The 22,001-nt window shown below is 58.9% G+C and carries 18 protein-coding genes; 11 read left to right on the top strand and 7 right to left on the bottom strand.

Annotation, left to right across the window (positions count from 1 at the left end; translation table 11 throughout):
- The first annotated feature begins 188 nt into the window (after window positions 1-188).
- Window positions 189-1,841 (top strand): methyl-accepting chemotaxis protein, encoded by a 1,653-nt coding sequence (locus tag PMI22_RS27715; protein ID WP_007942581.1) that lies wholly within the window; start codon window positions 189-191, stop codon window positions 1,839-1,841.
- Here the strand turns inward: PMI22_RS27715 and PMI22_RS27720 are convergent.
- Genes PMI22_RS27720 through PMI22_RS27730 form a run of 3 tightly spaced genes read right to left on the bottom strand, consistent with a single transcriptional unit; the run spans window position 1,829 to window position 5,001 of the window.
- The gene (locus PMI22_RS27720; protein ID WP_007942579.1) at window positions 1,829-3,355 is read right to left on the bottom strand and encodes a DHA2 family efflux MFS transporter permease subunit; all 1,527 of its coding nucleotides are present in this window, start codon (window positions 3,353-3,355) and stop codon (window positions 1,829-1,831) included. The genes PMI22_RS27715 and PMI22_RS27720 overlap by 13 nt on opposite strands.
- Window positions 3,348-4,529 (bottom strand): HlyD family secretion protein, encoded by a 1,182-nt coding sequence (locus tag PMI22_RS27725; protein ID WP_007942578.1) that lies wholly within the window; start codon window positions 4,527-4,529, stop codon window positions 3,348-3,350. The genes PMI22_RS27720 and PMI22_RS27725 overlap by 8 nt, the downstream gene beginning before the upstream one ends.
- The gene (locus PMI22_RS27730; protein WP_007942577.1) at window positions 4,522-5,001 is read right to left on the bottom strand and encodes a MarR family winged helix-turn-helix transcriptional regulator; all 480 of its coding nucleotides are present in this window, start codon (window positions 4,999-5,001) and stop codon (window positions 4,522-4,524) included. The genes PMI22_RS27725 and PMI22_RS27730 overlap by 8 nt, the downstream gene beginning before the upstream one ends.
- A gap of 321 nt (window positions 5,002-5,322) precedes the next feature.
- On the opposite strand from PMI22_RS27730, the gene PMI22_RS27735 reads away from it, so the two are divergent.
- Genes PMI22_RS27735 through PMI22_RS27745 form a run of 3 tightly spaced genes read left to right on the top strand, consistent with a single transcriptional unit; the run spans window position 5,323 to window position 8,114 of the window.
- On the top strand, window positions 5,323-6,264 hold the full coding sequence (locus PMI22_RS27735) for a Rieske 2Fe-2S domain-containing protein (RefSeq protein ID WP_007942576.1): 942 nt from the start codon (window positions 5,323-5,325) through the stop codon (window positions 6,262-6,264).
- Window positions 6,265-6,281: 17 nt separating this feature from the next.
- On the top strand, window positions 6,282-7,310 hold the full coding sequence (locus PMI22_RS27740; RefSeq protein WP_007942575.1) for a hypothetical protein: 1,029 nt from the start codon (window positions 6,282-6,284) through the stop codon (window positions 7,308-7,310).
- Window positions 7,311-7,334: 24 nt separating this feature from the next.
- On the top strand, window positions 7,335-8,114 hold the full coding sequence (locus tag PMI22_RS27745) for an SDR family oxidoreductase (RefSeq protein WP_007942574.1): 780 nt from the start codon (window positions 7,335-7,337) through the stop codon (window positions 8,112-8,114).
- On the opposite strand, the gene PMI22_RS27750 is transcribed toward PMI22_RS27745, so the two are convergent.
- Window positions 8,111-8,518, bottom strand: a complete 408-nt coding sequence (locus tag PMI22_RS27750; protein ID WP_007942572.1) for a VOC family protein — start codon at window positions 8,516-8,518, stop codon at window positions 8,111-8,113. The genes PMI22_RS27745 and PMI22_RS27750 overlap by 4 nt on opposite strands.
- A gap of 188 nt (window positions 8,519-8,706) precedes the next feature.
- Between PMI22_RS27750 and PMI22_RS27755 the strand changes: the two genes are divergently transcribed.
- The 5 genes from PMI22_RS27755 to PMI22_RS27775 are packed head-to-tail and all read left to right on the top strand — an operon-like array spanning window position 8,707 to window position 14,883.
- Window positions 8,707-10,944: a CoA transferase gene (locus PMI22_RS27755; RefSeq protein WP_007942570.1), complete on the top strand. Its 2,238-nt coding sequence runs from the start codon at window positions 8,707-8,709 to the stop codon at window positions 10,942-10,944.
- Window positions 10,945-10,994: 50 nt separating this feature from the next.
- Complete coding sequence (locus PMI22_RS27760) at window positions 10,995-11,732, top strand: SDR family NAD(P)-dependent oxidoreductase (protein WP_007942569.1); 738 nt, start codon at window positions 10,995-10,997, stop codon at window positions 11,730-11,732.
- A gap of 24 nt (window positions 11,733-11,756) precedes the next feature.
- Window positions 11,757-13,052 carry an acyl-CoA dehydrogenase family protein gene (locus PMI22_RS27765; protein WP_007942568.1) on the top strand — a complete coding sequence of 432 codons (1,296 nt, stop codon included), beginning with the start codon at window positions 11,757-11,759 and terminating at the stop codon, window positions 13,050-13,052.
- Window positions 13,049-14,101, top strand: a complete 1,053-nt coding sequence (locus tag PMI22_RS27770; RefSeq protein ID WP_007942567.1) for a phosphotransferase family protein — start codon at window positions 13,049-13,051, stop codon at window positions 14,099-14,101. The genes PMI22_RS27765 and PMI22_RS27770 overlap by 4 nt, the downstream gene beginning before the upstream one ends.
- Before the next feature lie 26 nt (window positions 14,102-14,127).
- Window positions 14,128-14,883 carry an SDR family NAD(P)-dependent oxidoreductase gene (locus tag PMI22_RS27775; protein WP_007942563.1) on the top strand — a complete coding sequence of 252 codons (756 nt, stop codon included), beginning with the start codon at window positions 14,128-14,130 and terminating at the stop codon, window positions 14,881-14,883.
- Window positions 14,884-14,922: 39 nt separating this feature from the next.
- Here PMI22_RS27775 and folE read toward each other — a convergent pair whose 3' ends face one another.
- From folE to PMI22_RS27790, 3 genes are all read right to left on the bottom strand, one after another.
- Window positions 14,923-15,480 carry a GTP cyclohydrolase I FolE gene (folE, locus tag PMI22_RS27780; RefSeq protein WP_007942562.1) on the bottom strand — a complete coding sequence of 186 codons (558 nt, stop codon included), beginning with the start codon at window positions 15,478-15,480 and terminating at the stop codon, window positions 14,923-14,925.
- Window positions 15,481-15,559: 79 nt separating this feature from the next.
- On the bottom strand, window positions 15,560-19,123 hold the full coding sequence (locus PMI22_RS27785; RefSeq protein WP_007942561.1) for an indolepyruvate ferredoxin oxidoreductase family protein: 3,564 nt from the start codon (window positions 19,121-19,123) through the stop codon (window positions 15,560-15,562).
- Window positions 19,124-19,329: 206 nt separating this feature from the next.
- Window positions 19,330-19,767, bottom strand: a complete 438-nt coding sequence (locus tag PMI22_RS27790) for a hypothetical protein (RefSeq protein WP_007942560.1) — start codon at window positions 19,765-19,767, stop codon at window positions 19,330-19,332.
- Window positions 19,768-20,049: 282 nt separating this feature from the next.
- Here PMI22_RS27790 and PMI22_RS27795 point away from each other — a divergent pair, with 282 nt between their 5' ends.
- Both PMI22_RS27795 and PMI22_RS27800 read left to right on the top strand, forming a co-directional pair.
- A complete protein-coding gene (locus tag PMI22_RS27795) occupies window positions 20,050-20,976 on the top strand; it encodes a quinone oxidoreductase family protein (protein ID WP_007942559.1) in 927 nt (308 codons plus the stop codon).
- A gap of 111 nt (window positions 20,977-21,087) precedes the next feature.
- Complete coding sequence (locus tag PMI22_RS27800) at window positions 21,088-21,999, top strand: LysR family transcriptional regulator (protein WP_007942558.1); 912 nt, start codon at window positions 21,088-21,090, stop codon at window positions 21,997-21,999.
- The last annotated feature ends 2 nt before the right edge of the window (window positions 22,000-22,001 follow it).

The following is a 22,001-nucleotide window of genomic DNA, read 5'->3' as shown; positions in this document are numbered from 1 at the left end:
CCGGTTTCATTAGACCACTACAAGGCATTGCGAGTCGGAACCGAGGCAGAGAAGCAATTACGGCACTACTGAACACCAGCCTTTTTTCTGTTGTCGTTCTAACAGTGGAATCAAATACTGTATAAAGAATAAAGTTGGATAAACAGCCTGCTCAGGCACGCCCTATAAAAACAAAAACGGTACCCTCCATGTCATTTCTCAAAGGCCTTTCCATCGGCGCCAAGCTCCTCGTGCTGCCGGGGATATTTGTGTTCGCGCTATTGATCGTCTCGGGTCTGGCCTACCACGGGCTGGCCAGGCAACAAGCAGTGATCGAGGAAATCGACCAGTTGCGTTTCCAGCAGTACCGTCAGGTACTGGAAACCGCGGCTGCCTCGCAGGCGGCGATGGTCGGGGCCTATGCCATAGGGGCGCGCATCCTTGAATCCAATGGGCAGGCTTCTGCCGAGGAGTTGGAGTCCTATCTGGAAGAAATGCAGGCCAGTGTCGACGATATGCGAGACGGGCTGGACAAGGTGGCCCGTGAGACGCGTCTAGGTGAGGAGGAGAAAGAACTCTACCGCGCAGTGCAGGAGCAGGCTGCCGTGGTCGGCGAAGGCCTTGCCGATTTCAAGCGCTCAGCCTTGAGCGATCAGATACAGGCGGCTTCGCTGCTGGGACGAGTGCGCGCCGACAACAATGGTTTGCAAGGTCAATTCAATCGTCTGCTGGGATTGCAAGCGCAGCTGACCTCCGGCGCCTTTGCCGAGGCCGGCGCCATGCAACGCCAAGTGTCACGGATGCTGGTCGCGGTTTTACTCGGCGCCAGCCTACTGGCCATTATGGTCAGTCTTTTGTTGCGCGCGCAGATCATCCGGCCCATCCGGGAAATCGAACAGGCGTCGATCGAGTTACGCGATGGCGACCTGACCCGGCGCGTGCGGGTCATGGGCCGAGACGAGGTTGCCCACACGGCTCAGGCATTCAACGAACTCATTGATAGCTTTCAGCAAGCCATGCGCCAGGTTGCCGGTGTCGCGGCATCGGTTGGTGCATCCGCAGAGGAACTGGTGGGTACTTCGGCGCGCGTGGCGCAAAGCTCCACGGCGCAGGCCGGTGCGGTGGGCGCGGTCTCGATGACCATCGAGCAGATGAGCGACGGGATTGCGGCAATCTCAAGTCATGCTGAAAGCCTGCGCAGCTGCGCCGAAGCCAGTTTGCGTGGTGCACAAGATGGACACGTGGCCTTGGCGCGACTGCTCGAGAAAATCGACAGCGTGCGCCATGCATTCTCCGCCATCCGCGGCTCGGTGGGCGATTTTGTCGAAAGCACGACAGCGATCACCGCCAGCATCGGTCAGGTCAAGGACCTTTCCGCGCAGACCGGTATGCTGGCGCTCAATGCGGCCATCGAGGCGGCGCGTGCCGGCGAAAGTGGGCGCGGTTTCAGCGTGGTGGCAGACGAAGTGCGTAACCTGGCACAACGCTCCGCGCTGGCTGCCAACTCGATCAACCAGTTGACGTTGAAGCTGGAGAGCCAGTCGGGGATCGTCGACGAAGCATTGAGCGCGGGCACAGTGGCACTGGAGGACAGTGGCCGGCTGCTGAGTGAGTTGGAAAGTACCCTGCAACAGGCGACGGAACTGGTGGGTGACTCCACGCGCGGGGTGGACCGGATTGCCGATGCGGTGAGCGTGCAGAGCGAGGGTGGGCGGGGCATCGTGGCCAACGTCGAGCACATCGCACGCATGGCCGGTGAGGGGGATGCGATCACCCATCAGGTATCCGGAGCCGTGGTGTCTCTGCGCGAATTGTCCGATGAGTTGAATGTGGCGGTGGGACGTTTTCGCTATGAGGCCTGATTTGTTTGAGATTTCGGCGTCCTGAATACCAGCAGCAGCGGTATGACGCCAATCGATAGCCACATCAGCAGCTTAAAGTCATCCAGGTAAGCCACCCAGCTGGCCTGCACGGTGATCATGCTATCCAGCGCTGCACGTCCGCCGGCGGTTAATGGATTGAGCACGCTGCTGACTGGCCAGGCATCGAATAGCCGATTGAACGGCGTAATGTTTGCACCTATTTCGGCGTGGTTGATCTGAGTGTTTTGTGCCAGCAGCACCGTCACGATCGAGATGCCAACACTGGAGCCGACATTGCGTGACAAGTTGTACAGGCCGGTGGCGTCACCACGCAAATTCGGGGGCAGGGTGCTAAAGGCTATGGTGGTCAGCGGGACGAACAGCAGGCCCAGGCTCGCGCCCTGAATAAAACCGATATAGATTATGGTGTTGATCGACACTGCCGGCGTCCAGCCAGTCATCATGTACATCGACCAGGCAGACAGCACCAGACCGCAAAACAATATCCAGCGAATATCAACTTTGTCGATGATCTTCCCGGCAAGGAACATGCTGAGCATCGTCCCCAAGCCGCGCGGCCCCATGACCATCCCGGCTGTGAGCACCGGGTAGCCCATCAGGGTTTGCAGGTAGGGTGTCATCAGCGCCAGCGACGCCAGGTAGGTGATACCGATGATGAAAATAAACACCACGGCCACCGAGTAATTGCGGTCCTTGAACAGCTTCAGACTAATAAAGGGCTTGTCGTGGGTGAAGGTGTGGACGATGAAAATATACAAAGCGATGGCGCCCACCAACGCCTCCAGGAGGATTTCCCCAGAGTCGAACCAGCCCAGTTGTTCGCCGCGGTCGAGGAATAATTGAATCGACATTATGGCCACGCTGAGCGAACCAAAGCCCAACCAGTCCAGGCGTGCGGTTTTGTCGGTCGGGGTTTCCCGAATGAAGCGGGTCATGCCGATAAAGGCCAGCAATCCGATAGGCAAGTTGATGAAGAACACCCAGCGCCAGCTAAGGTGCTCTGTTAACCAGCCACCGAGCATCGGCCCCAGCACCGGACCGACCATGACCGATACTCCGAACAAGGCCACTGCTGAACCTCGGTCTTTCTGCGGGTAGATGTCCAGAAGAATGCCCTGTGACAGTGGTACCAATGCCGCCCCTGCCAGGCCTTGCAGCAAACGGAACAGAATGATTTCTTCCAGGGAGCGGGCGATGCCACAGAGCACTGAGGCCAATACAAACCCGAAGATCGACCACAGCAACACCCGCTTGCGACCGAAGCGCCGGGCAAGAAATGCCGAGGGCGGTGTCATGATGGCGGTGGCGACGATGTAGGAAGTCAGCACCCAGTTAATCTGATCGGCGCTGGCCGATACGGCGCCCTGCATATAGGGCAGGGCGACGTTGGCGATGGTGGTGTCCAGAGCCTGCATGACCACCGCCAGCACCACACACAATGTGATCAGCAACCGCAGCGGCGAGGGTGGCAGTGGCCCAGTCACTTCACTCATGATGGCGTGCGAGCAGGTTTGCCAGCGGTTTGGGCAGACCACGGGCTGTGCCGGTATCGATTTCAACCACGGCGCTCATGCCATGGCGCAGGGCAGGTTTGCCCGCAGAGTCGTCAATACGGATCCGTACGGGAATGCGCTGCACAACCTTCACCCAGTTGCCCGTAGTGTTCTGTGCCGGCAACAGCGAAAAGCTCGAGCTGGAAGCCGGGCTGATGCTTTCCACGGTGCCATGCCAGGTCACACCGGGGTAGGTGTCCACTTCAATAGTTACATCTTGGCCAACGTGAGCATTGGTCAGCTCGGTTTCTTTCGGTGACGCGGCCACCCACAAGAGTTCGCTGGACACCAGGCTGAAACCCGGTTGTGGCGGTTGCAGGTATGCACCCACTTGCAGCGAGTCAACGTTGGTCACGATGCCGTCGAAGGGGGCGGTCACCACGGAGTTGCGCAGATTACGTTCGGCTTCCTTCAACGCTGCTTGTGCTTGCAGGTAGGAGGGGTGTTGCTCAATAGGTCTATCCAGTTGCCCACCCAGTTGGGCCAGCGACGCGGCAGCCTGGGCCTTGGCAATCGACACCTGCTGGCGGGTATTGTCGAGGCCTTGGTGGGCGTCGTCATAGAGTGTCTTTGATACGGCGGCAACGCTGATCAACTTTTCCAGCCGTTGGAAATTGGTCTGATAGTAAGGCAGCTTGGCTTCAGCCTGGGCGATCTCGGCCAACGATTGGTTGTAGCTGGCCTTGAGAAAAAGGATCTGGTTGCGTGCGCTTTCCAGCTGCGCCTTGGCGCGGGCCAAGGCGATTTCAAAAGGTTCGGGCTTGAGTCGGAATAGCACCTGACCCTTGCTCACGGCTTGGTTGTCATGCACTTCAATGGCCGCGACGATCCCGGCCACATCGGTGGAAACCCCCACTCGTTCGGCCTGGATATACGCGTTGTCAGTGCTCACCACCTGGCCACCCAATACATACCAGGCGGCACATACCGCGACGGCGATGGGAGCCAGCAGAAACAGGCGGATGCGCCGGCGTCGCCGTGCCGGGTCAGTCGGTTCTTGAGCCGGGCTATCAGGGGCCGGAGCTTCGGGTGCCGACACCTGAGGTTTTTCCAGTGGCTCGAGCGGTCTGGCTTCCGCGTGCACGGCAGGTCGCTGCAATGTTGGCTCAGCCATGCTTCACCTCGCCCGCCGCACAGACTGTGGATTCCTCCACGGGCTGACCGCAGGCAGTCAGCAAGTGTTCACGCATACGTTCGAGGAACTGCAGCAATTGGTCGTGCTCCTGGGTGGAGAAATCCGCCATGGTTTCCAGTCGGGTTTGCTCGCCGATGGTGCGCATGAATTGCAGCAGCGGATGGGCAGCCGGGGTGAGAAATAACAATGAGTAGCGGCGGTCGGTGGGGTGATTGCGGCGCTCGATCAAGCCGCGCTCCTGCATTTTGTCCAGCAAGCGCATCAGCGTGACGGACTCGATTTCCAGCAGGTCAGCCAAACCTTTTTGGTGGATGCCCTCATGAATGGAAAGCTTGGCCAGGACTTGCCATTGAGAGCGCGTGAGACCGGCTGCGCGAGCCCATTGTTCGAAGCGTTTACGCATCAAACGGGCTACGTCATGGAGCACAAAGCCGAGGGTGGATTGAGTCATCGTCAGCGCGCCTTTAAGTCAATGAGCATGCTCATGGTAATCAGGCTTATGGTTTGTTCGCTAGCGAATTTTCATAAAAATATGATCACAAAAGACATAACTGTATATTTTATGTCGATGAATAAGCTTGAGTGCGTGCTATGAGCTTTTTTTTTCTTGCTTGTTCAAAACGTTTACGGTGTTTTGTTCGGGTTTTGTGTATTTCGACAAAAAACGTAAAACTGTATATTTTAGTTTGCCCTATTAACTTCGAAGCGCTACCGTTACCGCAGACTGCGTTAAACGCTATTGCCCAAAACACAATAAAAATGAGGCAACCCGATGATGACCCCAGGCTGGTGGGCCATGGCGCTGTCCGAGGCCGTAATTGATCAAACGCCATTGGCAGTAGCCTTTGGGGGCGAAGAACTGGTCCTGTTCCGTAACGCCGCCGGTCAAGCCTTTGCATTGGAAGACCGTTGTCCACATCGGCGCGTACCGCTGGCGTTGGGTCGAGTCGTCGAGTCCGGTTTGCAATGCGGTTATCACGGCTGGACCTTCGATGGCGCCAATGGAGCCTGTACACAGATCCCTAATCTGCATGCCGGTGAACGCGTACCTGCGCGATACGCCGCGCGAGCCTTTGCGGTGAGCGAGGCCAATGGTTTTGTCCACGTATGGTTGGGTGAGGGGACACCGCAAGTTGAATTGCCTAGCAGCGATTACCAGCCGAGCGGGCGCGAATTTACCGGTTCCACCATCGTCAACATGAGTCACGACCAGTATCTGGCTGCGATGCTCGACGGCCCGGAATGCTTGCTCGGTTTTACCCATGTGCGCCTCACCGATTTTTTCCTTGGCGATCTGCGCAGAGAGCAGGGGCGTGTGGTTCTGGAGCGCGGCGCGGTATGGAGCACACAATTTCTGCCGTCGCAGTTTGTGGTGGATTACCCCTTGATTGTGCGCACCGCCGTCGCGTTGCAAGGCGGCATTATTCGTGTGGATTTGCTCAGCGAAGACGAGTTACCGCTCATCACACTGATGATCTCGAGCGGGGTCAACCGTCGTGGCACCACCAGCCTGTGTTGGCGAGGTTTCATGCATGAACAGGTGCCGGCCAAAGCACCATTGCGTTGGCGAGTCGCACGCCTGCGCAAACGGGCGCCTTTCAGAGTGAACGGTCTAATTGATGGGACGGCCATCGCGGCCTTGCTTGAAGCCTCGTCCCGCGAGCTGAGAACCTTGCGCCAACCGCACTTGATTCCCGTCAGCGCAGTCATCTAAGCACTGGAGAAACCACTATGCATGCCGTGCCTTCCTCCACCGATACCCTCCCTGGCAAAGTGCGGGGTGACTGGACGCCGATCAACTATGACCTGCATGACACCTGGTTCCCGGTTTCCCATAGCCGTGACCTGAGCGCGCGCCCCATCCGCCGCATCATTCATGCTCAGCCTTACTACCTGTGGAGGGACAACGGGCAGGCGGTGGCAGCTGAGTTTCACCCCCATCGACCTGACAAGACCCCGGTACTGACCGCGTTTACGGGAGGTCGCGGGTTTTATCCATTGGTGGAGCGTTACGGCTACATCTGGGCCTGGTACGGCAACCCGGATAATGCCGACGCGCTATTGCTGCCGCATATTCCGTTTCTACCGCAGGATGGCAGTCTTCCCGGTTACACCCAGCGCACGGTGCGTTTCGATGCGACTTCGGCGCTCTCGGTGGAAAACCTGATTGACCTGACTCATGCCGATTTTCTGCATGCCAATACCATTGGCGACGGGATCAGTGAGTCGGACGTAGTGGAGGTGCAATGGACCTCAGAAACCGTGACCCGTACCCGTACCGTGGCACAAAAGTCAGTTGCGCCGATCATGCGCTGGGTTGGCGGCGTGCGTGCCAAGTACCAGGATTTTCGCGCAGTGCTGCACATCCATTTACGCAGTAACGTGTGCATCTCCTATCCGCGCTTTCGCCCCGGGTATGACGTGCCTAACCTGCAACCCTTCTTGCCGGTGGGCAAACATCGTTCGCGGTGTGACGTCACCTTCAACACCACCGCTGCACCGGCGCCGTTTCGCTATGTGATGCCGCGCATCAACTACATCATCCAGCCACAGGACAACTCGGTGGTGCGTCCGCAGAATCAACGCTATTTCGATACAGACGAACGTCGGGATTTGCACTCGCGTTTTGATACGCCGGGTACTCGTTATCGCTACCAGATGGAGCAGTTGGTCGAACGCCAGCGCGCCGGCCAATTTGCCTATGGCAGCGACGCTGAACCCGGGCGCGATATCAGTGCCTTGCTGGGCATGAACGACTGACGCCATCAGGCGAGGAGTACTGCAATGGATCTGGGAATTGGCGGGCGTATTGCCGTGGTGTGCGCATCCTCCCGAGGGCTTGGCAAAGCCTGTGCGCTGGCATTGGCGCAGGAGGGGTGCGATGTGCTGATCAATGGCCGTGATGCCGAGACCTTGGCACAAACCGCGCAAGACATATTGAGCAGTACTGGCCGGTTGCCCCGTACGGTGGTCGCAGACCTGTCCACCATGGCTGGGCGCCAGGCGCTCCTGGCCGAGTGTCCGGTGGTGGATATTCTGGTGACCAACAACGGCGGCCCGGAGCCTGGCCGTCTGGAAGACTGGGACCACGCCGCCTGGCTCGCCGCCATCGAGGCCAACATGCTTTCAGGCATTCTGCTGATTCAGGCGGTGGTGGGCGGCATGCGCGAGCGCGGTTTTGGCCGCATCGTCAATATCACGTCGGCGATGGTCAAGTCGCCACGTTTGCCCTTGGGACTTTCCACGGCTGCGCGTGCTGGGCTGACGGCTTTCTGCAAAGCGCTTTCAGTCGAGGTCGCGCGGGATAACGTGACCATCAACAATCTGCTGCCCGAGCGTATTGAAACCGACCGCCTGCGGTTCATGACCGAGCAGTTGGCCAAGCATCGGCAACTCAGTGTCGAGCAGGCGCGGGTGGAAATGCTCAAGCCGATAGCGGCGCGTCGATTTGGCCAGCCAAGTGAATTGGCGGCAGCCTGCGCGTTTCTGTGTTCGGCTCAGGCCAGCTATATCACCGGGCAAAACCTGCAGATCGACGGCGGCAGTTACTCTGGGCTGATTTAGCGGCCCCGGTAATCCTTCCAATCGGCTGGCGGCTCTTCGCTGGCGTCGAAGTCCAGTTCCACTTCAACCCCGTTGGGGTCCTGCATGAACAGCTGCCAGGTGCGCTCCGCACCTGGAGCACGAATGATCTTGAAGCGCACGCCTTGCTTGGCCAAGAGCGCGCACATCGTCTGCAAGCCACTCGCACGAAAGGCCATATGGTCGAGCACGCCACGGCGCGGCTCCGGCATTTGCGCGACGCCCACTACATGCAGGACTGGCTGGTTCTGGGTGTACAGCCAAAAGCCGGGTACCGGGAAGGGCGGGCGTGGCCCTTCGACCAGGCCCAATACATCAACGTAGAAATCCCGTGTTGCGGCCAACTGGTCAGAGACGATGGTGAAGTGGTCCATGCGCAGGATCATGTCGAGACCTTTGATTGTAGTGTTGAACGAATTGCAAAATATTGTTCATATTTAGACTTATGATTCTATATTCGAAATACTAATCTACCTATGGAATTTTCTTCGGTGCCTTAGAGTTTCGCCATGGATTCGTTCTGCAGCTTCGCTGCAAAACGCTTTGAGCAGAGCAAGTCACTGAAAGGTGCTGTATGAGCCAGGCAATCCTCGAAGGAATTCGCGTCATCAGCTTGTGTTCCGGCATTGCCGGTTCAGCCGCCGGCTTGCAATTGTGCGAAGCGGGGGCTGAAGTGGTGATGGTTGAGTCACCCGGCAATCCGGCCCGAGATCAACAGGCACTCTTCGCGGTGCTGAACCGCGGCAAGCGTAGCGTCACCCTTGACCTGGAAAACCCTGCCGACCGCCAGCAGTTGCGATCTCTGCTAGCCACCGCCGATGTGCTGCTGCACGACTTCACCCCCGCAATGGCGCAGACCCATGGTTTGGCAGATGCGGTGCTCATTGCAGACTTTCCTCACCTGATTATTTCCGCAATCGGCGGCTGGCCCCAACGGCATGTGCTGGCGAATGCCACCCCTCGGGAAACGTTGATTTTGGCGCGCCTGGGGCTGTTGGACGAGCAGCCTGCTCATCGTCCCGGTCCGGTGTTTATACGCATGCCATTTGCCAACTGGCTGGCCTGCTGGCTATGTGTGGTCGGGGTAATGGCGCGTTTGCTCGCACGTGATCGTGATGGTTGTGGCGGCATCGCCCATACGAGTTTGGCCCAGGCAGCACTGGTGCCAATGACCATGCATTGGACCCGCGCACAAACGCCGACGCCGGTCTTTGCCAAGGGTCTGGATAAACACATCCCGATTCCATTGCACCTGTGCGCTGATGGTCGCTGGCTGCATGTGCACTATTCGCCGGACAAATCACCTTGGATGGCCGCTGCGCTCAGTGAGCTGGGCGAAACCGAAGTGGCTCGCTTGAATGCGCTGTGGCCGCCGAGTCATGTGGCGCCTAACTTCGGCGCCAACAAGGCGATCATCGCCACACGGCCGGCGCAGGATTGGGTCGAGCATTTCTGGCAACACGATGTGGCCGCGCAAATTGCCGGTGCCTTTGGCGATATCTACTTCGATGAGCAAGCACGCCTCAATGGCTATGTGGTTGAAGTTGACGATTTGCAACTGGGCAAGACGTTGCAACCAGGCCCAGCCTGGAAGGTGCAGCCACCTGCGCGAGTCGGCAGTAGCGCGCCGCAGGCGGGTGAAGGGAATGACGAACTGACAGGGCACGACGTTGTGGTCCCGATGCAAGGGCAAACCTCTAATTCCGCCCCTCTGCCACCGCTGCACGGTTTGAAAGTACTGGACCTGGGTGCCTACCTGGCCGGGCCGTTTGCTTGCATGCTACTGGCGGATCTGGGCGCCGAGGTCATTAAAATCGAAGCACCCAAAGGCGATGCCATGCGTCGTCTGGAGCGGATTTTCAGCGGTACTCAGCGGGGCAAGTTGGGGGTGGCGCTGCAATTGGGTGATCGGCAAACCGAGCCCGTCGTTGAGGCGTTGGCACGTTGGGCCGATGTGGTGCACCACAACATGCGGCTGCCGGCCGCACGCAAACTCAAGGTTGACTACGAGAGCCTCAAAGCACTTAACCCGCGGTTGGTGTATTGCCATGTCAGCGCCTATGGGCCGACCGGACCGCGTGCGGATTGGCCGGGCTTTGACCAACTGATGCAGGCCTCCTGCGGCTGGGAAGTGGAGCAAGGCGGTGAGGGGCAGGCGCCAATGTGGCTGCGCTTTGGTGTGGGCGATTTTTTTGCTGGCTTATCCTCGCTCTATGCCTTGCTGCTGGGGTTGTACGCGCGCAATCGTAGCGGCGCCGGGCAAATGGTCAGCTCCTCATTGTTGGGCGCCACGTTACTGTCGATGAGCGAAACGGTGGTGCTGGAAGACGGCAGCCTCACGCCCGTCGCCCACATGGATGCGCAGCAGACGGGGCTGAGTGACGCACATCGCCTGTATTTGTGTAGCGATGCCTGGCTGGTGGTGGCCGCGCTGCGGCCTGATGAAGTACAGCGTTTCGCCGCACTGGTGGGCCATCAGCCGCAAGACTATTTTGCAGGGCTCACCCGGCAAGCGGCACTCGCAGCTTTGGCGGCCGCGCAGGTTCCAGCGCAGGCCGTGCTGGAGGCGCAGATGGATGCGTTTCTCGACGGTCCCGAACACGCCGCCGCGGGTCTGCATGCCCATTATTCCCATGCGGTGTACGGCGACCTGCAACAGATCGGTGCGTTCTGGGATTTCGGCAACTTACCGCTGTCGCTACAGCGCCCGCCACCGGCCCTTGGCCAACATACCCGGCAAGTGCTGGAAGCGCTCGGTTTTACCCGCAGTGAGCTTGAGCACTTGGCCTCAGCCGGTCTGGCAGCACTGTAACGGCCGGCCTGTTATTCGGCAGCCTTCATTGACAAGCACAAGGAACACCCATGTACGAGTTGGATTTCAGTGGCAAAACCGTGCTGGTGATCGGCGGTTCCAGTGGCATCGGCAATGGCATTGCGCAGAACTTTCGTCAGCGCGGTGCAGAGGTTTATGTCTGGGGCACGCGAGCCTCTGCGGCGGCGTATCAGGATTCTTCCGATTCAAACCTTGAAGGCCTGCACTACGCCCAGGTCGACGTCGCGGATGCAGCGTTGATCGAGGCCGCGAGTGTGCCATTCAGCCGCCTCGATGTGCTGGTGCAAGCACAAGGCACGGTGCTCTACGACCGTCAGGAATTTCTGACCGAGGGCTTCAAGCACGTACTCGACGTCAACCTCACCAGCCTGATGGTGTGTGCGCAGAAATTTCACCCGCTGTTGATGCAAGCCAAGGGCTCGATGATCACCGTCAGCTCGGCAGCAGCCTTCCACTCCACCCGTGGCAATCCGGCCTACAACGCCTCGAAAACCGGCGCCTTTGGACTGACTCGCACCCTGGCCGAAGCCTGGGCCCGTGACGGTATCCGGGTTAATGGGATTGCCCCGGGGTTGGTGGAAACCAAACTGACACGGGTGACCACCAGCAACCCTAAACGCTTGGAAGGCGCGCTACGTGCGATTCCTCAAGGGCGTCTGGGTACGCCTCAGGACATGGCCAACGTGGCGCTGTTTCTTGCCTCACCGCTGGCCAGTTATGTGCTCGGCCAAACCCTGTTGGTCGACGGCGGCATGCTGCTCGCTTGATCACTATTTGCTAGGAGAAACACCATGGCCTGGGACTTTCAGACCGACCCCGAGATTCAAGCGGAACTGGATTGGATCGAGCAGTTTGTACGTGAGGAAGTCGAGCCTCTCGATCATGTGTTGGGCAGCCCTTGGAATATCCATGACCCGTTGTTCAAACAGCTGGTCAAACCGTTGCAGGCGCAGGTGAAAGCACGCAAATTGTGGGCGTGTCACTTGGGCCCGGAAATGGGCGGGGCAGGGTATGGCCAGGTGCGCCTGGCATTGATTAACGAAATTCTCGGCCGTTCGCTGTTTGGCCCGATTGTATTCGGCTGCCAGGCACCCGATTCCGGCAATGGTGAAATCCTCGCCCATTACGGCACTCCGGCGCAGAAGCAGCGCTACCTGCAACCGTTGCTTGATGGCGATATTGTTTCCTGCTTCGCCATGACAGAACCGCAGGGCGGTGCGGACCCAGCGGTGTTCACCACCGAAGCGGTGCGCGATGGCGATGACTGGCTGCTGAGCGGCGAAAAATGGTTTGCCTCCAACGCCCGTTACGCAGCGTTCTATATCGTGATGGCGGTGACCGATAAAAGCGTCTCGGTGTACGAAGGCATGTCGATGTTTATCGTTGCTGCTGACGCACCTGGGGTGAGCATTATCCGCAACGTCGGTATCGCCGATGACCCGGCCGCCACCCATGCTTATCTGTCATTCGACAAGGTACGAGTGCCCGCGAGCGATATGCTCGGAGCACCCGGTCAGGCGTTTGTTGTGGCTCAGGTGCGGCTGGGTGGCGGGCGCGTGCATCACGCCATGCGCGTCATTGGCCAGGCGCAAAAAGCCCTAGATGCGCTGTGTGAACGATCCCTGTCGCGCAGTACTCAGGGCAGTCGTCTGGCGGACAAGCAGATGATTCAGGAAAAAATCGCCGACTCATGGGTCGAGCTGGAACAATTTCGTTTGCTGGTGATGCGCACGGCGTGGCGTATCGACCAGTATCAGGACTACAAGCGGGTGCGCAAAGACATCGCCGCGGTGAAGTCTGTCATGCCCAAGGTGCTGCATGACATCGCCGCACGCGCCCTGCATGTGCATGGCTCGTTGGGGGTCAGCGAGGAAATGCCGTTTACCGGCTACATCGTGCGCTCCTTCCAGATGGGACTGGCCGACGGGCCTACCGAGGTACACAAAGTCACGGTCGCCAAACAGCTGCTGCGCGATTATCAGCCCTGCGACGAATTATTCCCCGCTTACCACCGGCCCACTGCCGCGGCCCGTGCTCGGGAAAAATACGCCGACGTGCTGGCCACCCTTGGCGAGCGGGACGCATGAACGATTGGCAAGATTTGGTCGACCTTGAGCGTTTGGCCGATTGGATGGATACCCAAGGCCTGGAAAGCGGTTCGATCGAGGCACCGATACGCTTGACTGGAGGCACGCAAAATTTGTTGCTGCGCTTTCGGCGTGGTTCGCGTGAATTCGTATTGCGACGGCCTTCCAGGGAGTTGCGCGAAGTCGGCGGCAAAACCATTGCCCGTGAAGCACGTTTGCTCAAGGCATTGGCCGGCTCACAAGTGCCCCATGCCGGTTTGATAGCCGACTGTGTTGATCAGACTGTTCTGGGCGCCAGTTTCTATTTGATGGAGCCGGTGCAGGGTTTTAATCCCAACTGCGCGGCGGGTTTGCCGACGCCGCATGCGCAGCAGCCTGCAATGCGCAGGCGCATGGGGCTGGCCATGGTAGATGCGCTATTGCGCCTGGGCGAAATTGACTACCAGGCGGCAGGGCTGGCGGATTTTGGCCGACCTGAGGGTTTTCATCAGCGTCAGGTCTCACGCTGGCTGGCGCAATTGGACAGTGTCAAAGACTATCCCGGTTGGCCCGGCGCCAAGGGCTTGCCGGGGCTCGAACGCTTAGCCAGCTGGTTAAGCGATCATTGCCCGCAGCAGTTCCAGGCCGGTATCCAGCACGGTGACTTTCACCTGTCCAATGTCATGTTTCGGCCTGACTGCGGGGAGCTGGCTGCCGTGGTCGATTGGGAACTGGCAACCATCGGTGATCCGTTGCTTGATCTTGCCTGGCTGGTGGTGACCTGGCCCGGTGCCGATGGTCGCGGGGCGGGCACCATTGAAGTCCATCCCTGGGATGGCTTTTGCAGCAGCGATGAATTGGTCGCGCATTACCGCGCCGGCAGTTCGCGCTCGTTTGCGGACTTCACTTGGTACTTGGTATTGGCCGGTTTCAAGCTCGGCATCTTCTTAGAAGTCAGCCATGCCCGTGCCTGTGCAGGTAAAGCCTCCATGGTCACGGGTGAAAAGCACCACGCCTCGGCGCTGCGCCTTTTCGCTGCGGCGTTACAGCGCATCGATCAAACAGCCTGACAAAACCCAAACAAGAGGAATAGCCCATGCAACTGGCCGGTAAGCGGATCATCGTAACGGGGGGCGCCCGCGGTATTGGCGCGGCAGTGGTCAAGGCGTTTGTGGAAGAGGGGGCCTATGTCGTCAGCCTTGATCTGGGCGAAGGTGACTCAATGACAGATGAAAGTGGTGGTTGGGCGCACACGCGAGTCTGCGACATTGCTGACAGCCAATCGGTAGACGCTGCTTTTTCCTGGGCCAACGAACAGCTCAACGGTCTGGAAGTGCTGGTGCATGCCGCGGGCATCGCGCCCAATGCCAGCGCCGATAGCATCACGCTGGACGAGTGGGAAAAGGTCTTTGCGGTCAATACCCGTGGCACCTTCCTGACCAACCGCGCAGCCTATGAGCTGCTCAAGGGCAGCGGCGGGCGGATCATCAATTTCGCCTCTGCCGCAGGCGTGCTCGGACAGCCGGGCAAAGCCCATTACGCCGCCAGCAAGGGCGCCGTACTGGCGTGGACGCGCACGGTGGCACGGGAGTGGGGCCCACTGGGCATTACCGTCAACGCCATCGCTCCGGCGATGTGGACGCCGATGTACGACGCCACTCGCGCGAGTATGAGCGCCGAACAATTGCAGCAACACGATGCGTATATGGCCGGGCAAGTGCCCATCGGCGGAAAGCTGGGCGAACCGGCCCGGGACCTGGCCCCTGTCCTGGTGTTTCTTGCCGGCGATGGTTCGCGGTTTGTCACCGGTCAGACGCTAGTGATTGACGGTGGGATGCTGATGCTCAGTTGAGTGGCAAGCGGTGTGCCTGGGTGAACCCGGCACACGCGCCTAGCGGCCTCGGATCAACTGCAAAAACTCCTGGCGGGTGTTGTACGACTCGCGGAAGGCGCCGAGCATCACTGAGGTACTCATCACCGAGTTCTGCTTCTCCACGCCACGCATCATCATGCACATGTGTTTCGCCTCGATCACCACCGCCACCCCGGCAGCATCGGTCACCTGGGCAATGGCATCGGCAATCTGGCGTGTCAGGTTTTCCTGAATCTGCAAGCGGCGGGCGAACATATCGACAATACGCGCGATTTTCGACAGCCCCAATACTTTGCCCGTCGGGATATAGGCGACATGGGCCTTGCCAATAAACGGCAGTAAATGGTGTTCGCACAGGGAGTAAAGTTCGATTTCACGGACGATGACCATCTCATCGTTGTCCGATTCAAACAGCGCGCCATTGACGATCTGTTCGAGGCTTTGCTGGTAGCCATGACACAGGTACTGCATGGCTTTTGCCGCGCGTTTCGGCGTGTCCAACAAGCCTTCACGTTCTGGGTCTTCGCCGACACCCTGGAGAATTTCACGGTAGTGGTTAGCCAGTTCTTCGTTCATTGCTCACCTTATGGTTTTTGACTGCGCCTTGCCGATGAGCGCAAACATCTAGCCCGCGCCGAAGCGCGGGCTATGAGGTTTAAAGTTGGGTCACCGCGATTTTACGGTTGCCCTGGCTGGCATCATGGAATTGCCCGGCCGAGCCATTACGCCACTGCACAAGCAACTGCGCCTGGCGCTGTTGCGCGTGGTCGAGGAATCGCTCTTTCACCGGACCATACCCGCGAACGCTTTCAGGCAGCTCTACCAACTCCTTAGCCAGACTCAGATTTTCGGCTGTCAAACCCGTCAGCACTACGTCGAGGATGCGTTCGTAGTTGGCCAACCAGTTGCGTTCCACCTTGCGTTCATGGGTACGGCCGAACGGATCGAGCCAGGTGTTGCGCAGGAACTTGAGCTTGGCCAGCAGCTTGAAGCCTTGCAGCATCCACGGACCGAAACTGCGTTTTTTCGGTTCGCGGCCGGAGCCGTTATCGTTCAGTAGCGGCGGTGCCAGATGGAAGCGCAAGCGGTAGTCGCCCTCGAAGCTGGCCTGGATTTTTTCCAGGAATTGGCCATCGGTAAACAGGCGCGCCACTTCGTATTCATCCTTGATCGCCAGCACTTTGAAGTAGTAACGGGCGACGCTTTCCGACAGTTTCCCCGGTTGCCCGAGCAGTGCCGTTTCCGCCTTCATGAATTCTTCGACCCGTTGCCGATAACGCCCGGCATAGGCCTTGTTCTGGTAGGCCGTGAGGAACTCAGTGCGTCGTGCCAGCGTTTCTTCCAGGCTTTGTGACAGCTGACGGTCTGCGCTGCGCACTTTGCCAGCTTCCAGCTTGCGTAATACCCGTGGCAGGTCATGGGCGCTGCAACGGCCCCAGTCAAAGGCTGAGAGGTTAAAGGGCACCGCCGTGCCGTTCAATTCGATGGCCTGTAGCAGCGCCGCTTTACCCACCGGCAACCAACCTTTCTGGTAGGCATAGCCGAGCATGAAGGTATTGGTGGCAATCGAGTCGCCCATCAACGCCGTGGCAATTTTGCTTGCGTCGATAAAGTCCGCCTGGTCAGAGCCCACTGCTTCGGCAATTTGTGCCGACATACTTTGGGTCTGGAATTTCGGATCTGGGTGCTTCAGCAAATCACCGCTTTCCGCTTGCTGAGCGAAAGTGCGCACAAAGGCGCTGGTGATGCTTTCCTCGCTGTTGATCAAGGCATGGGTAACGTTGTGACGCAGCTTGGACAGGGTTTCGGTGTTGGCGCTGACCACCAGGTCGCACCCGAGCAGCAGGGCCGCTTCACCTTCTGCAATCCGGGGTGCAAACAGCTGCTCCTGGCGCGCGGCGATACGGATGTGCGACCACACCGCGCCACCTTTTTGCGCCATGCCGGCCATGTCCAGATTGAGCGTGCCTTTGCCTTCGATGAACGCCGCCATCCCTAGTAGGGCGCCGATGGTCACCACGCCCGTACCGCCCACGCCAGTGACCAGAATGCTGTAAGGCTCATCCAGCGCTACGGTTGCGGGCGTCGGCAAATCCCACACGTCATCCTTCGCGGTCGCCAGGGCCTTGGGTTTACGCAAGGAGCCACCTTCGACCGTGACAAAACTCGGGCAAAAACCGTTGAGGCAGGTGAAGTCTTTGTTGCAAGAGGACTGGTCAATTTCACGCTTGCGGCCGTACTCGGTTTCTACTGCCACCACCGACATGCAGTTGGACTTGCTGCTGCAATCGCCACAGCCTTCACACACCGCTTCGTTGATCACGACCCGACGTGCCGGGTCCGGGAACTTGCCACGTTTACGACGCCGACGTTTTTCCGCGGCGCAGGTCTGGTCATAGATGATTGCCGACACACCCTGGAACTGGCGCAACTGTTCCTGCACTTCATCCATCTTGTCGCGACGCAGCACCGGCACGCCTTCTGCCAGATCACGGATGTGTTGATATTTCTCGACATCGTCGCTCACGACCACAATCCGCTGCACACCCTCGGCCGCGAGTTGTCGGCTGATCTGCGCGACGCTGAGGCTGCCGTCTACAGGCTGTCCGCCGGTCATGGCCACGGCATCGTTGTAGAGAATCTTGTAGGTGATTTGCACCTTGGCCGCGATGGCGGCCCGAATCGCGAGAATGCCGGAGTGGAAATAGGTGCCGTCGCCCAGGTTGGCGAAGACGTGCTGGGTCTTGGTGAAAGGCGCCTGGCCGATCCATGCCACGCCTTCACCGCCCATCTGGCTGAAGGTCTGGGTCTGCGGGTAGATCCATGCCGCCATGTAGTGGCAGCCGATGCCGGCCAGCGCACGACTGCCCTGCGGGACCTTGGTCGAGGTGTTGTGCGGGCAACCGGAACAGTAGTGGGGCACGCGTTCCATCAGGTTGCTGAACTGGCCTTTGCTGGCCAGTTGTGCGTCCAGCACCGCCAGGCTCACTTGCAGCGGGCCATTTTGATGCAGGCGCAAAATACGTTTGGCCAACGCACGGGCGATCATCGCCGGGGTCAGGTCATTGGTGGCCGGCAGTAACCAACCGGTGTGCGGCAGGCTCCACTCACCCTTGTCGTCAAACTTGCCGACGATGCGCGGGCGTACGTCTTCGCGCCAGTTGTAGAGTTCTTCCTTTAACTGGTACTCAATCATGTGGCGTTTCTCTTCCACCACCACAATTTCTTCCAGGCCCTCGGCAAACTGCCGCACGCCTTCAGCCTCCAGTGGCCAGACCATGCCGACCTTGTACACGCGCAGGCCGATCTGCTGCGCGAGTGTTTCGTCTATGCCGAGGATTTTCAGCGCCTGGCACACGTCGAGGTACGACTTTCCGGACGTGATAATGCCGATACGCGCTTTCGGCGAGTCCATCACGATACGGTCGAGACGGTTGACCCGAGCGTAGGCGAGGGCGGCATACAGCTTGTGTTCCAGCAGTCGCTGTTCCTGCGCCAGGGGTGGGTCAGGCCAGCGAATATTCAAGCCGCCTTCGGGCAGCGGGATATCAGGAATTATTGGCTGTACGCGATGAACATCGATGTCGACAACGGCCGCGCTTTCCACGGTATCGGCCACCGCTTTGAGGGCAACCCAGCAACCGGAATAACGTGACATCGCCCAGCCGTGCATGCCGTAGTCGAGATATTCCTGCACGCCCGACGGCGCCAGTACCGGCATCATGACCGCTTTGAAAATGTGTTCGGTCTGATGGGGCAACGAGGAGGAACGGGCGCCGTGGTCGTCACCGGCGATGGCCAGCACACCGCCAAATTGTGAGGTGCCGGCAGCGTTGGCGTGGCGGAACACATCGCCGCAGCGGTCTACGCCCGGGCCCTTGCCGTACCACATGCCGAACACGCCGTCGTAGGTCGCGCCTTCAAAGATATTGACTTGCTGCGTACCCCAGATCGAGGTGGCGGCGAGATCCTCGTTCATACCCGGATGGAACACCGTGTGGTGCTCTTTGAGGTAGTCGCGAGCCTTCCACAAGGCCTGGTCGAAACCACCCAGTGGTGAGCCACGGTAGCCGGAAATAAACCCGGCAGTGTTCAGACCATTGGCCAGGTCGCGTTGGCGCTGCATCAGAGGCAGACGCACCAGCGCCTGAATCCCGGTGAGCAAAACTTTTCCGCTGTGCTGGATGTATTTGTCATCCAGAGACGGGGACGCACTCATGTTCATCCTCCAGGCATTATTGTCGTGGCGGCGCCAGGAGAGCGGCGTTGCCTAGTTATTGGCCGGAGTCTAGGGAGGGGGGGGCGGATCGTAAAATCACAAAAACAGCGAAGTGGTATTGGATATTCGAATACCGGAAAGCGAGTGTGTTTGTTACGGCTTTGTGAGGGGAGTCGTTTACTGATGGAGCGTCAGGTTCGCCTCGGTTATTGCTTGATATCCCCGCAGAAAATATCCACGTTGCCATCGGCCGGTGTGGTCCTTACAACCACGGAGTACCCGCCGGAAAACAGCTCTGACATTGCCACAGGCGCGCTTCGTGAATAAGTCCAGCCACCGACTGACATGAGGTCGGTGTTGATCCGGTCATTCATTGCATAGGCGACGGGCCCAGGCCGTTCGCAGCTGCCTTTGTTGATGAAGGTGTAGAGGTTCAAGGGCCGAAGGGTTCCGTTCGGGACTCCACTGATGAAGAAGGAAAAGGCCGTCTCATTGCCCTGAATGGCCAGCGTCGTATTGGCAATCTGACCGAGGTTCTGCGGTGTAGCATTCAAAGGAATGGTCACGGTCTGGTTTGATGAAGTCGTACAGCCGTAGATCATCACAGTGATGATGAGAGCCGCCGATGGGGTTATCAATTTCATGATCAATCTTCTGTACTCAAAAGTTTTGTGCGGGATCTTTGGGTATAGCTCAATGAACGTTTCTTTGAAGGACGCCCGGACGTGGGGTTCTGGTCCAACGATGCTGTGTTTAGTCGTCGACTCTGTTCTGTCGACGCTGGTGTATCTCTCATTTCACGCGAAACGAGCGATCCGTAGGCCAGGCTGCGATTGTTTTCTGTAAAAATATGGACAAATAGTTAATATGTGTTCAACTATCTGTCTGTGCACTTGCTGAAAACAAAAACAGGAAAGGAGAAACCCATGCGTGCAGCAATCATTTCCGAACGCAATGCGGCGCCGGTAGTCGGTGAGTTTCGTGAGCCGCAAGCGCAAGACGGCGCAGTACTGATCGATGTTGAAACTGCGGGTCTTGGCGGCTGGGACGTATTGGGGGCCTACCGTCTGGGTGTCGAGTATCCCTGTGTGATTCGCGGTGAAGGCGTGGGCCGTGCCCCGGATGGCCGGCGGGTTTATTTCGGTGAACGCTCGGTATTGCCGTTCGGTGCCTGGGCCGAGCGCACTCTGGTGCCCCAAGCCGAAGTGTGGAATGTACCTGACGACGTTGACGATAAAACCGCAATCAGCATGGGCATCGCCGCGACCGGCGCCATCGTGCCGTTGGAAAAAGCGCAGATCCAGAAGGGCGAAAAGGTCCTGGTATTAGGCGCCACTGGCACGCTTGGGCAGATCGCCCTGCAACTGGCGCGCGGCATGGGCGCGGGCAAGGTTGTCGGCGCAGCGCGTTCTGCTGATGCGCTGGGGCGTTTGAAGTCGCGTGGCATCGCTGACGAGGTAGTCACTTTGGGCGGTAGCGATGATGTCGCCGCGCTCAAAGAAGCTGCTGACGGCGGCTTTGATGTGGTCCTCGACCTTGTATGTGGTCAGCCAATGCTGACGTCCCTGAAAGCCACTAATTGGGGCGCGCGGATCATGACCATCGGCACGGGCGCCGGGCGTCAACTCAATCTGGATATTGCCGATTTGTTGTTCCGCAACCTGTCGTGCATCGGCACTGGGCAGCGCCCGCCCGCCGACCGTGAACAAATCTGGCTGCGTCTGCTGAAGATCGCCAAAGAGCAACAGATCCAGGTGGATTACGCTGATTACACACTCGATCAGGCGGCTCAAGCCTGGGCCGCGCAGATCGCCGGGCCGCACGCCAAGATCACCGCCACTATTCGTCGCTAAAACTTGCTGCAGAGCGCCCTTGGAAAGGGCGCCTTCAGTGCTGCACATGACGCGATGATGCAAAGTCATGCGTGGGGTGATTTGCAAAGGTGACAGGTATCGGGAAATCGGATGATCAAGGGCAAAGACATTTCCATGCGTCAGTTGCGTTACTTTATCGCGGCTGCCGACACCGGGCGGTTCTCTCAGGCCGGCTTGAAAGTACATGTGTCGCAATCAGCGATCACCGCGGCGGTGCTGCATCTGGAAGAGACCATGGGCGTCAGCCTGTTCGACCGGCTGCCCCATGGCGTGACGCTGACCGCTGAAGGCAACAAGTTCGCCCAGCACGCCAGGCACATCCTCGACACCTTGCAGGATGCCCTCAGCGAGCCGCTTTTCCTTGGCCACGCCATGCAAGGCACTGTGCGCGTGGGCGCCTCCTATACGGTATTGGGTTACTTCCTGCCCGCGCTGCTGGCACGGTTCAAGCGCAGCTACCCACAGGTGGAAATCGACCTGGTCGACATGGACCGTCAGAGCATCGAAGAAGCGGTGAGCAATGGCGATCTTGATCTGGGCCTGACGATCGTGTCCAACACACCCAGCCTGAGATGTTTCGAGCACCAGGTGCTGATTCGTTCCCGTCGGCAACTCTGGCTGGCGAGTCAGCACCCGCTCATGAATGCCACTTCGATTAACCTCGAAGACGTCGCCGAGCACGCCTATATTCTTGCCACGCTAGACGAGGGTGATACCTCGACGATGCGTTACTGGGAATCCCGAGGGCTGGCGCCAAATGTGGCTTTCCGCACTTCTTCAATGGAAGCGTTGCGCGGGCTGGTGGGCCATGGTTTCGGCGTGACCATTCTCTCGGACATGCTCTACCGGGCCTGGTCTCTGGAAGGCAAGAAGATTGAGGTACGCCCGCTGGTGGACGCTATTCCACCCATGGAACTGGGGTTGATATGGTTGCCGGATAATCGTTTGTCGGGACCGGCGCAGGCCTTCCGGCAGTTCCTGATCATGGCCTGCGCCTCGTAATC

Origin of the sequence: Pseudomonas sp. GM21, assembly GCF_000282215.1 — a bacterium.
Classification (GTDB): domain Bacteria; phylum Pseudomonadota; class Gammaproteobacteria; order Pseudomonadales; family Pseudomonadaceae; genus Aquipseudomonas.
The sequence above is the reverse complement of the archived record's forward strand: the minus strand, read 5'-3'. Positions and strand labels throughout refer to the sequence as shown.